Origin of the sequence: Vibrio sp., assembly GCF_038138445.1 — a bacterium.
Classification (GTDB): Bacteria; Pseudomonadota; Gammaproteobacteria; order Enterobacterales; family Vibrionaceae; genus Vibrio.
Genome location: NZ_JAYQDQ010000107.1, coordinates 1 through 11,362 on the forward strand (window position 1 = coordinate 1; position 11,362 = coordinate 11,362).

The window sequence follows — 11,362 nt, forward strand, 5'->3', positions numbered from 1 at the left end:
ATCTACCTTAACTTGATGATTTTTATCTAAATTATCAGGGGATTCCTCAGTGCTAAATATTTGTAAGCTTCTGAATGTAAAGATCTATTAACTTGGTTTAAAACTTGCTTTATCTGCTTTATCTGCTTTATATCGTTAATTAGCAGAGCAAGAATATGGCGAACTTCAAACCTATTATTATTGCATTCGGATGTTTACCTAGTTTTACCCAAGCTTTAACTACTGATGATCTTACTTTCGTATCAGGTGAAGCAGTTGGCAATTATTCTCTGAAAGGGAAACCAATTAATACCTATTCTGTGGCAGATGCTCTGCCTCAGGATGTCCTGCAAAATGTCTACTCAATGTTACCTGAGGGAGCTGTAGTAAACAGCGCATTCATTGCACCAGACAAATACTCAAGTATTGATATAGATGATGAGCTAAACGGTGCTCCTTATGCCACGGCTAAGGTGACGTTTTTAAATGAGGGAGCAGGGTATCGAAATAGTTTGGGATATTTTGTTTATGATACTAACAACCCTCCAACTTCAAAAGAAGAAGTTGCTGAGCATGTTATTATTTTTCCCAATACCTCCAAACCCGGTGAAGGTGAGCTTCAAGAAGGGGACACGATAGATCTAAATGTGCAGTTAACCAGTGGTCAAACCCTTGCTTTTTTTGTTATACCAAATGGCTGGGGATGGAGTGGCTCTTACAACAATATAAGCAGTTTGGGCAACTGGGGGACGCCATTCTACAGTTACCCAGCCATCAACCCCGAAAGTACAGCGGAGCACCGAAGACATAATGTTGCGTTTGTAGATATAGCGAATGAATTCTTAGTCTTGGGGTTTGAAGATCTCTACAGGCCAAACGGTGATAATGATTTCAATGATTTGATTTTTACCGTAGAGGTCTCTCCTTTTACGGCTATAGATGGTGTAAACCTTGACGGCTCGACGGACTCTAAATATGAAGCGTTAACACAACAAAACGATCCTGACATTACCGTTACTTCGGTATATCCAAGTTCTGATACCTATGCAACCATGGGGTTCGAAGATAGGTGGCCATTAATGGGTGACTATGACTTTAACGATGTGGTACTGAAGTATCGTGTGGTAGAGCAACTTAATGGTCAACGCGAGCTAAAAAGTATCAGCATTGATTACACAGTACAGGCCATGGGAGCAGGTTATTCTAACGGTTTTGCGGTTAAGTTACCCAATGTTGCCCAAAGCAATATTGCGTCAGCGGTGGTTACACGTAATGGTGTAGAGTTAGCACATAGTATTGTGGATCCAGAAGACAGTGATGCTGTATTGATTGTTGAGGAGAATCTGAGGTCTACATTAGTAGAATTGGGAGAGTTGTCGGAGGGGTGTAACTTCTATCGCACACAGAGTCAGTGCCTTGATGTACAGAATGAAAATGTTCTCAATTACCAATTGTCAGTTTCTTTCACTACCCCAGTCTCACGAGATTTAATTGGTTATCCACCCTATGATTCATTTATTTTTGCATCTACTAACACTTATCACGGCAACTTTTTCCAACATATGCCCGGAATGAAGTGGCAAACTCACTTTAAAAAATTCACTGGTACTAGTCGAATGGATACAAGTTTATATAACCAATATGATGACCATTCGTATGGTTCACAGTGCTTCTTGACTGCTAACAATATGCCTTGGGCCATTAATGTGAGAGATGACTGGGCTCACCCTCTGGAAAACATAGACATCAGCCAGGCATATACAAACTTTCCTAACTGGGTCGAAAGCAGTGGTGAAACAGATAGCAGTTGGTATCAGCAACCGAGTAGTGGCTTAGTCGTGCCAAGTTCGAATCAATAAGGAGTATAGAATGAAACCATACTACAAACCCATTATACTCGTGATGTCCTTATTTGTTACGGCCTGTGGAGGAGGTGGCGGTGGTGGAGAATCTACTGGAGGTAGTAGTGGTGGAACTGTTGTTTCTGAGGCAATAGTGAGATCGTCAGATATTGTCGCCGAGAGGGACTTCGACTTTGATTTAGGGAGTGAAATTACGTTATCGATCGATAATTCAAGCGGTGAGACTGGGGCGCTTCATTTATATTCTAAGGCTGCGCATGTTTCACAAGATGGGACGATATACGCCGATCCCATGTCTCGAATTACCACCATTTATCCCAATGAAACACAGACTGTTGCGATTGAGGTAAACGGCAATTGGTCCCAGTTGTATGCAGAATGGGTACCTATGAATAGTAGCTCTCTTGAAAGGTATTGGACAATAGAATTAAACCAATCAAGTCAAAGCTACAGTCTTTCTTTTTGAGTAGAATTGTTGGTCAATAACACTTTTGTCATTGACCAACGCCTATAGGTTACACATCACCTGGCTGCTCTTGAGTTGCATTCCATCCCATGAAATTATACAAATGGTAACGTACTATGCCAGTATATTCATGTAGCGCAAAGTCAGTAACGGCGAAGTTGTACCACAGCGGTATGGTTGAAATCCTTGCATCCATATAGTCAGCCCTTATGGGAAAGGTCTTAACCCCGAAGTGTTTAAAGTAGAGCTGACTTCGTTTCATATGCAAGCCAGACGATACTAGTAATATGGTTTCTGCCTGCTGTTGATTAAGAAGCACTGAAGTAAACTGTGCATTTTTCCAAGTGTTGACGCTGTCCGCTTCCAAAATAATGTCGTGCACAGGGATGTGAAGTCTTAGTAGTTCCTTTTTATATGTATCAGCTTCAGTAACACCATTCCCTTGCGCATCTCCACCACTAATGATGACCTTACATATCGAATCTTGCTCAGCGCAGTCGTAGTATTGTGCTGCGGCTTCATGTATCCGTCCAAAGGAGAAGAAAGTCGGTTCAAAGTTATTATTTCTTTTAATAAATTGTGTACCGGCACCGAGTAAAACAATGGCATTATTGTGGGACCATTGCACTTTATTTTTTACTTGATACTGATCTTGTAATTTGCACAGTAAATAGCTTGGAATAATCCCTGTACCTATGAGTGTGAAGAGAGCTAAAAATATTGATAGTGAAATAAAAAAGCTTTTTCTCAATTTTAACGCTTTGGCTGCAACGATAAAGAGCAGCAATAAATTGAAAATAATAAAACTCATAGATGTCCTTTGATTAAAGTCTGTTTACTCAATGAAAGCAATATGGGTAAGTATACGTGATCCGGTGTTTTTGGTGTAAGTATATATTTGAATGTCACTATAAAACTAAATGATAGAACTCCAGTTAGGGTATCTGAGTCTACACGTTAGGTGAATATTACCCATTTATCCTTATTTTTTATATGATTAATCTTTTTTGTGTAAAAATTGATCTAAATCAAGATGCGTAGCCTTCTTTTAAAGCAGACTCTGTGCGCTTAATGATGTTGAGTGTAATGCAGAAGACTTTTAGTTATTAATTAAAGTTGAATGTTATTTCATACTAGAATTAAAAATATAAATGTAAATTAATAGGTTAACAAACCAGTGGGATAGTTAACAATTAATTTATCCATGGCAATTTTCATTAAGTAATAAATCATATTAAACATTAGTCGATAAAACTATAAAATAGGCTATAAAATGAGAGTCTTACTTACTGTCTTATTATTTCTTTATTCTGCTTCTTCATTGTCTGCTTTATATTATGGTCCGCCAGATGGTAAAAAAATTATCGATATTGGTGACTATAAAGGTTATCTATTTAAAATTGAAAAGGGTATTTATGTACAGAGTACATCACAGGACTACATTGCCAATATAACAAACTTGTTGGAGCAGATTAAAAGCACTCCTACAGGTAGATCTTTACTAAATCAAGTCTCACATTACCATCCGTTACCTTTACCCAGCCAGCCAAGAGCCCTGCCATACTCTAGGGAAACGGCCCCTGAAAGTGTCTTGAAGAATATCCATGTCGTAATAACTGAAGCGACCGAGAGTAAAAGCTTTGTTACTGAGCCTCTTATCGCGGATGCTTCCTATATTGCTAATCAGTCAAATGGACTTGGAGTGCCAGCGCGTATTTATTTTAACCCAAACGTAGAAGTGGTTATTCCTGGCTCGACAGAATCAATCAGGCCCTCTGTCGCTTTAGGTCATGAGCTAGTGCATGCTCGAGATTACCTTTCTGGTGGCTTGCCCACTGGAGTACGTACCGTGTCACATGTTGCACCTATCGATGGTGTGGATGACCAAGGGGTGAGTTTTAGACAGGGAGAACGTGTTGAATTTCAGCTCGCGCGTAAAGAATTTGAAGCGACAGGTATTGCCTATCGTAATAAGGAAGCAGCAGCAGAGATAAAAAAGCTTACCATTACACGTCAACGCTCTATCGAACGCCGAGAAAGTTATGGCGACCTTTGGTATCAAGCCAAAAAGCAAGGCCAAGTGTCACGAGCTGATTACAAAGAGGTCAAAACGAACCTTGCTCTGCTGAGAAAGGAAAAACCTGTAACCGAGTATCATTTGGCCAAGGAGTTAGGGGCGCCTACTCGAGATATGTATTGGCCAAGTCGTATGCTTCCTTACCAGCATGTTGATTCACCTAGCTTAGGAAGTAGAAGTACGTCTATGCTTCGTCGACGTCCCGGAAAAGTCAGTGCTTTGGCCGAACGTACCCATACAACCACATCTTATTTAGATAACTCTGATAGCCCGTTAGTGGTGATGAGCTCAAGTGTGTTTGGAGACCACAACACTAGCCCTAGGCTTAACCGAGATGCAAAGAATGTCATTGATATTGCCCAAGCAACAGGCAGTGATATCGTTATTCTTGAAGGTGATGAGTTTAGACGTCTTTCCTACGGCAAAAAAAGGTTTGTGCGTGAACTAAAGCAAAAGGCGATTGCCAGTGCGGCGAACAATCCTAACGTTGAGGTGAAGTTTGTGTCGATTGGTACAAATGAGATCATGGGAGAAGGGCTTACAAAGCTTAACCAAGCGAGCAATATCGCCTTATTTGCCCCGAATAACGAAATTAATGCGATTAGGCTGGCTGAGCATATTTCAGAGCAAGGCACTTCACTTATGGTCAATCATACCAGTGAGCTTGCGTCCCATGCCAGAATACATCCGTTTCAGTTAAAACAGGCATGGGCAGACCTTGCTTTGCAGCAGGATGTGACTCTTTTATCAGAAAAACCGCTTCCTCAGTTGAAAAAATGCTGGAGTTTGTAATGAGATACCGATACTACCTAACGGCAATATTGTCTTTTTGCTTATTTCAGGCTCAGGCAGCGCAAAAATGTGATCTGCTGAGTAGCCAGATAGAGCAGGAAGAGCTTTGGCTATCTAGACTTGATACGGAGTTTTCATCGAGTTTACAAAATGCTCAGTCGCTTTCTGCGATTGAACAAATACCTAGTTTGGTTTTTCCAGAGGAAAACACTCTGTCAAGAAGTCGAGCATGGTCCGGTCTAGCCGTTGCCATTAGTGAAAATACTCAAGCAGTCGGCACTGCATCCAATACAAGGAAGAATCAGTTTCAACGTCTTGCCCAGCGTACTTTGAGTCGGCAACTGCTACACGGCGTGGCGGAAGGTTTATCTGCAGGTCTTGATGTAATAACTCTGATCCCTTGGTATGACAGACTGGTTAGAACTATGTGGGATGACTCAGCAACAGCATTAGATAGGCTTGCAGTGACCTTAGAGCCCATACCATTCATTGGCTTTGCTGTTAGCTATTACGACACACTCTCTCATATGGACAGCCCTCAAAAGCGTCTTGAGCGATTTGCCAACCTAGGTCATTATACGTATGCCAACGATAATCCTGAAGTCCTTACTAATAGAGCGACAGCAAACCATGTATACCAGCAGTATCAGCAGTTAAAAAACCATACTAATGAGCTTGCTAAAAGAATTATCAGCGTACACATGCTGCATTACGATGCCACTTTCAGTGCAAAAGTACTGGAAATTGAAAAAGTGCTAGATGAAACCTTCACCCAAATGGATTCTGAATACGTGCATCTTAGGCTTAATCGCTACAACTCAACCGAGCACTTAACTCATTATTTTGGAGAGCGAGCGTGTATCAGTGAGCGCCAATTGCTCGAAAACAAATTGCAATCGGATGCGAGTACGAGCTTAACCGAATCCCAACAACTAAGGGAGTGCACTTATCAGTCTTTGATTCAGAACTTGATGGTTATTGGTGTAGGAAGAAGCCGCTTAAATGAGCAAGCAAGAAGCGACTTTTTTGCCTACAAGACAAAAATGGTCGATCAGGCTATGTCTCATATCTCAAGTTGGCGGAAGATTATACTGGATCAGCAGAAAACCGCAATTGATGAGGCTATTCAGTCAGTTATCGCCAGTGATGATCTTATCCTTTATCAGCAGAGCCTTTATCAAAGGGCTAGAACTATAGCAATCAACAACTTTTCACTGCAAATCATGCAGCGTCCTGCAACAGTTCAGGAATTGACTACAGGTCGCTTTATGGTGGATGAGGGGGAGTTAGTGTGTGGTCTTTATAGCTGTACCGTCTACCAAGGTCGAGAAGTGTTATTTGATGAAACTAAAGACCCTCTACTAAAAAGATTAAATCAACCTCTAGTGACAATTGATACTCAAGCTTACCTCTCTCAGCACTACAGGCATGCTTGGTCGGAGGATGAACTGGATGAGCCTTACATAAATTTATGGACACAATGGCAGCATAAAAATGAAGATCGTTTCTATGCTTTGCCTTACTTAGGCAACCCATCTCTTCAGGTCATTGAAAAGGATATGCCATTACTGATTGAAGTACTTGAGGAGGTCCCGGAACATTTGTCTGCCCAGCAAGCTTTGCCTTATATATATCGGTCGATAAGAGAAATTATTTCTAGTATGGATACACATAAAGCTTGGGTGATGCTTGGGGATTTTGTTTTTCGCTTTCAGTATGAACTGCGGCAACAACAACAACTACACTTCCTACCTGTATCATGGCAGCAACGCATTTGGCCTAGTAGTCTTTATGGTCCCATGTTTAACGCCTATCTAAGTAAACCATACTGGTACTTATCCTCCCAAACTTGGGCGCAATCTTTGCCTCACTTCGATGAACGTTTTCCGGTAGACTGGTTTTTACAAATGGGGCAGGGGCATCGAACTTATCTCACTGAATTGGTTGACAGAGAAACTTACCTCAGCGATAAATATTGGCATGATGTTAGCGCTCAGCTTTATGCGGTGTTAAATATTCCAGCAATGCGCTGGAGACCTTTTGAGCACTTAGTCTTGATGGATATATGGTCTCAAGTGATAGAGAATGAGGCACTGATCGCGGCGAGTGAAAGATAACTTTGTTTCAAGCATTTAAAGCTCCGTTATCATAAACGGAGCTTTTTAGTGAAATTATTGAAACTAAATGTGATTTTGCGTTCACTATTATTGTGATGAATCTGTTTGTTTATTTTGAGATGTTTTTCTCTGTAAATGTAATGCCTTAGCAATTTTACTTTTGTTGCTGAGCGCTTTTGAACGTTGGGCTTTGAATGGCTTTTTCGTCCATGTAGCTTTATGTAGCTTTTCTGTTTTTACAAATTGACTAATCAATAATTGATTCAAGGCTTCAAGAGTGTTGGCAAAAATGTCTTCATAATATTTGTCCTCAGCTGCTTCGATGGCCTCCTTATAAGCTCGCATATGGTCAAAAAACTCGGTCTCTGTAATTAGAGGCCTACCTTCTTTTTGTGCTTCTTGAAGTAGGGTGCGAGCCTGATGATTAACGGCACTATCAGAGTCACTCATTTTGACAAACATTTGTTGAAAACTGGCTTTGTGCAACTGTACAAATTCATTCCATGGATTTTCTTTTGAGGTAAGATCTTTGCCAGCGTCTTTATACAGTTTATTAAATCTGACTAGGCTGTATACAAGATCGTTAGGGTCGATATCCTCCCCGACCACTTTTTGCTGCCTTTGTTGATAGCGTAAGTTGGCATCGACTGAATAGCCTGCACCAGTTTGAACGCTGCCGCTGGTGCTTGTGACTACATCGCTTCCGACATAATAGCGAGTAAACTGGCGCTGCTCCTGGTCATCAAATGCGAGCTGCTTAGCATCGGGCTTGAACCAACGTTTCTGTATAGTTACTAATCCTGTCAAATCAAGTTGTAATAGGGTTTTAATACTAACGACAGAGTCAAGCTGATGGCTTGCCAGTGCCTCAGAAAGCTGTTGTTGTAGTTTGGGAAGTTGAAGTAGTTCTGTTAAATTGGTACTCGCTGACAGTGTAATATTGACATCTCTGTATTCGCCGCAGCGAACTCGACTTGGATGAATAAAGTGTCGCTCGCGTTCATGAATGGTAAGCGTTATTGGGCCAACTTGTACTTTGGCGGTTTGGTTGATGTCTTTTTTGGTCTCCATGACATGTTGTCTGACTTTGGTAAGTCGATTAAGTCGAGTTTGAGAATAGTTAAAATCAACGTTTTGTAACGCTTTTTTTATGCGGTCTGCAAGCCTTGAGAAGTCACTTTCTGGTTGTTTTGAAGATGACGACAGCTCATGAGCTGAAGCATTGATCCAAGCATTACACAAGTGGAAAAATTGCAGTTGTTGATGGCGACCAATATTGCCATATTTATCTTCTAATCTGTGCTTGTTGCATTCGTGCGATGCGTTCCATCGAGTGGAAGATTTAATATAGTCATGTTTTTTGACGCTATTGGAGTAATCTATGATGTCTTTTTCTAGCTGCTCAGAAAATGCGATCCATTCCTTGGGCTGTTTAGTATTGGGCAAAAACGCATTGAGAAAAGGAGCCAGTTGAGTGATTTTCTCTGGTTTAGTTAGATGCTGAGTAAGGTCTTCGTATACCGTTTCTACGGTACTTTCCTTACTTTTCGATGTTTGCAGTGCGGCTTGAGCACCAAGTGTATAGCGAGGGCTAATAGCAAATTTTGCTGTAGCAGTTACTTTGGCCTCCGAGGTGCGTCTATTCTTGACACCATGCTTATAAGTTTTCTTTTGCTCTGGACGAATTGACTGATACATGTGGTCAAATTTCTTATCATCTAAGTTGGTGAGATGCTTAGAGAGTAGGAGGACAACAGTGTCTTTAGCATTTAGGGCTTTTTGCTGCTGTTGTATAAGTTTAGAAGAAGATCTTTTGGCAAGGTACTGAGCAAGCTCTTTGTGATTAGTGAATTTTTTGTATTTCGTCTGAGTTGTCGAAAATTGAGTCTGAGCGCCCGCGCCGAGCTCAACATTGTCACTTATTTTAAAAGAGAGCCCAGTCCACAGTCTAGCCATAGCACGCTGAACTTTGTTGACTCGCACTGAGCCTTCATCATTATTATCTAAGCGACGCCCAGATTCGAATCCCAATGTTTTACTCAATACTTTCGCGCCACTTGCATCGACACTGCCAGTGATGCTAATGCCCGTGGTCGTTTCTTTCCTTGCACCCACTTTGTCTAAAAAAGCAGTCTCTTTAATGTATTTTTCAGCGCGTGATTTATGCTCCTCTGTCAACTCTTCAATCTTATTTAAACGCCCGAGCTCTTTGTTTAACAGTCGAGCCTCTTTTAAGTTGATGTCATCGCATACAAGGCTATCTTTGCCAACCTGATGTAGTTTTAATGTCTTTGCTTGGCGTGATATATCTTTCTTCAGCTCCGCTAATTTGACATTGTTAGCGTCATTTCTTTTGTTTTTGATGTGAAGAATACACTGAGCTAGGCTAGGTAGCTTGTAAGATTGCACGTGTTCGCTAATCGAGCGAAGCGCTGGAAAATGAGTATCAATGTTCTGCATCTTTAAGATTGGTGTCATAAGTAGTTGGCATGTAACCTAAACTCCGAATATTTCTCTTTTATGAATTTGTTAGCGTATGTATGTTTTTTGTACGTTATAGATTTATTTTGTGCAAACAGTAGTCATTCAAATGTTGGCAGAAGATCACAAGGCTAGTGTGAGTCTAAGCTGTAAGTGTTAATCTTAACCAAACAAAGTGGATTGTTTAAATGGGTATTTTGATAGGAAGGTTGGATGACTGTTATTCTATGAATGGTACTTCTTTGTGCACTGAAGATGAATGAAAGGTGAATTAAAAATTCACCTTTTTACTCATTGTTAATGGTTATTATTGGTGGAGCAAACTATAGTTTTTTTCCTTCCTCTATTGCCTTAGCCAGTTCCTGCCTAGCTTCATTTTCGCTAATTGGAGTTGGACGCTTTTCCACATCGACTAGCAAGAAAGAAGTCTTATTGTCTTTATTATCTTGAACGCCTTTCTCAACAATAGTGAGGTTAGGATAAACGGTAGAAAGAACGCATGCTCCAATCGCAGCAGAGCCTGATGGAAGCTCTCCTTGTGATACTTGTTTGGCAGCGGCGGACGTTCCTTCAGGAACAGACAACTCTTTAGCGTTGATGGTGCGCTTCCACATATTTATTTGTTTGAGTGCTGCAGGGTGAGATGCGATCAAAGAAATCGATTTATGTTGTTCTACGTCTTGGTATGTCATCAGAACACACATCTCAATTGGTATTGTCGTAAAAGCTTTTACTTGGGTTATTTTATACAGCTTTAGAGCGTCAACAGTGGCTTGAACTAACCTACCATCAATGGTGGAGTTTTCTACTGCGCTGAATGCGAGAGATTGACTTTCATCGGCTAGTTTAAACGTGTTGGTTGGTGTTCCTGCGAAGGTAACTTCAGTTTTCAGTTCTGGCTTGCTCGCAAAAAGCTTGCTAATTGCTGCGTCATTAAAACTTCCTTTCGATGCTTGAACAAACACTTGTTCAGAGTCTGCCCACGCACTCGGTGACACAATTGAAACAGCTATTGAGGAAAATAGTAGTGCTTTTTTTAATGCTCTAATACTAAAGTTTTTGTGTGATGGTGTTTTCATAGTTCCCTTTATTGAGTTGCTTGTCAACTTTGGCATGATAACCCTAATGCAGGAAATATAAAATCGGATCAATTTTATATTATTAACCATCACTAGTATTTATATTATTGATCCGAGGAATTGGGAGGTTAATTACTTAGGGGCTAGCCTTGTTCAACCGTCTACTCCATGCACTGAACTATGAGTAGAACTTCAGTAGGCCACTTTTACGTTCCTTGAACTATGAATCATGTATTTATCAACCTTCTAATGGCAGATGAATTTCTGTTAGTAGTTCACACTCATCCACTTGATGGCTAAAGTTTATATACCGAAAGAAGCAAGGAAAATCCCGCAAACTGGCTCCGCTTTGAGGAAGCCACTTTTGATATAGGTATTCTATCGTTTCATTCATACGGTTATAGTTTCCCTTGTGAATCGCAACCGCGCATCTACCACTAGGAATGACTCCAGATTTTGTCGAGTAGACGACACCTGTTACCAAGTGTCGTCCCTCTAAGAACCCAGCG

Annotated in this window: 8 protein-coding genes; 4 read left to right on the plus strand and 4 right to left on the minus strand. The window is 40.8% G+C overall.

Annotation, left to right across the window (positions count from 1 at the left end; translation table 11 throughout):
- Positions 1-155: 155 nt before the first annotated feature.
- Both AAFM34_RS18540 and AAFM34_RS18545 read left to right on the plus strand, forming a co-directional pair.
- The gene (locus AAFM34_RS18540) at positions 156-1,838 is read left to right on the plus strand and encodes an LruC domain-containing protein (protein ID WP_341665406.1); all 1,683 of its coding nucleotides are present in this window, start codon (positions 156-158) and stop codon (positions 1,836-1,838) included.
- Positions 1,839-1,848: 10 nt separating this feature from the next.
- Positions 1,849-2,307 carry a hypothetical protein gene (locus AAFM34_RS18545; RefSeq protein WP_341665408.1) on the plus strand — a complete coding sequence of 153 codons (459 nt, stop codon included), beginning with the start codon at positions 1,849-1,851 and terminating at the stop codon, positions 2,305-2,307.
- Positions 2,308-2,356: 49 nt separating this feature from the next.
- Here the strand turns inward: AAFM34_RS18545 and AAFM34_RS18550 are convergent, their stop codons facing one another.
- Positions 2,357-3,118 carry a YdcF family protein gene (locus AAFM34_RS18550; protein WP_341665410.1) on the minus strand — a complete coding sequence of 254 codons (762 nt, stop codon included), beginning with the start codon at positions 3,116-3,118 and terminating at the stop codon, positions 2,357-2,359.
- Positions 3,119-3,580: 462 nt separating this feature from the next.
- Here AAFM34_RS18550 and AAFM34_RS18555 point away from each other — a divergent pair, with 462 nt between their 5' ends.
- Both AAFM34_RS18555 and AAFM34_RS18560 read left to right on the plus strand, forming a co-directional pair.
- Positions 3,581-5,176, plus strand: coding sequence for a M91 family zinc metallopeptidase (locus AAFM34_RS18555; protein ID WP_341665412.1), 1,596 nt, complete (start codon positions 3,581-3,583; stop codon positions 5,174-5,176).
- The gene (locus tag AAFM34_RS18560; RefSeq protein ID WP_341665414.1) at positions 5,176-7,293 is read left to right on the plus strand and encodes a hypothetical protein; all 2,118 of its coding nucleotides are present in this window, start codon (positions 5,176-5,178) and stop codon (positions 7,291-7,293) included. Before AAFM34_RS18555 ends, AAFM34_RS18560 begins: the two co-directional genes overlap by 1 nt.
- 87 nt (positions 7,294-7,380) lie before the next feature.
- Here AAFM34_RS18560 and AAFM34_RS18565 read toward each other — a convergent pair whose 3' ends face one another.
- The 3 genes from AAFM34_RS18565 to AAFM34_RS18575 all read right to left on the minus strand — a co-directional run.
- Positions 7,381-9,771 carry a hypothetical protein gene (locus AAFM34_RS18565; protein ID WP_341665416.1) on the minus strand — a complete coding sequence of 797 codons (2,391 nt, stop codon included), beginning with the start codon at positions 9,769-9,771 and terminating at the stop codon, positions 7,381-7,383.
- Positions 9,772-10,097: 326 nt separating this feature from the next.
- The gene (locus AAFM34_RS18570; protein ID WP_341665418.1) at positions 10,098-10,853 is read right to left on the minus strand and encodes a prephenate dehydratase domain-containing protein; all 756 of its coding nucleotides are present in this window, start codon (positions 10,851-10,853) and stop codon (positions 10,098-10,100) included.
- Positions 10,854-11,091: 238 nt separating this feature from the next.
- Positions 11,092-11,362: GyrI-like domain-containing protein (locus AAFM34_RS18575; RefSeq protein WP_341665420.1), on the minus strand; the 271-nt coding region annotated here is incomplete at its 5' end.

What these genes read in the sequence shown, in the direction of transcription:
- AAFM34_RS18540 (WP_341665406.1), top strand. Translation starts at nt 156, where the DNA reads ATGGCGAACTTCAAACCTATTATTATTGCATTCGGATGTTTACCTAGT.
- AAFM34_RS18545 (WP_341665408.1), top strand. Translation starts at nt 1,849, where the DNA reads ATGAAACCATACTACAAACCCATTATACTCGTGATGTCCTTATTTGTT.
- AAFM34_RS18550 (WP_341665410.1), bottom strand. Translation starts at nt 3,118, where the DNA reads ATGAGTTTTATTATTTTCAATTTATTGCTGCTCTTTATCGTTGCAGCC.
- AAFM34_RS18555 (WP_341665412.1), top strand. Translation starts at nt 3,581, where the DNA reads ATGAGAGTCTTACTTACTGTCTTATTATTTCTTTATTCTGCTTCTTCA.
- AAFM34_RS18560 (WP_341665414.1), top strand. Translation starts at nt 5,176, where the DNA reads ATGAGATACCGATACTACCTAACGGCAATATTGTCTTTTTGCTTATTT.
- AAFM34_RS18565 (WP_341665416.1), bottom strand. Translation starts at nt 9,771, where the DNA reads ATGACACCAATCTTAAAGATGCAGAACATTGATACTCATTTTCCAGCG.
- AAFM34_RS18570 (WP_341665418.1), bottom strand. Translation starts at nt 10,853, where the DNA reads ATGAAAACACCATCACACAAAAACTTTAGTATTAGAGCATTAAAAAAA.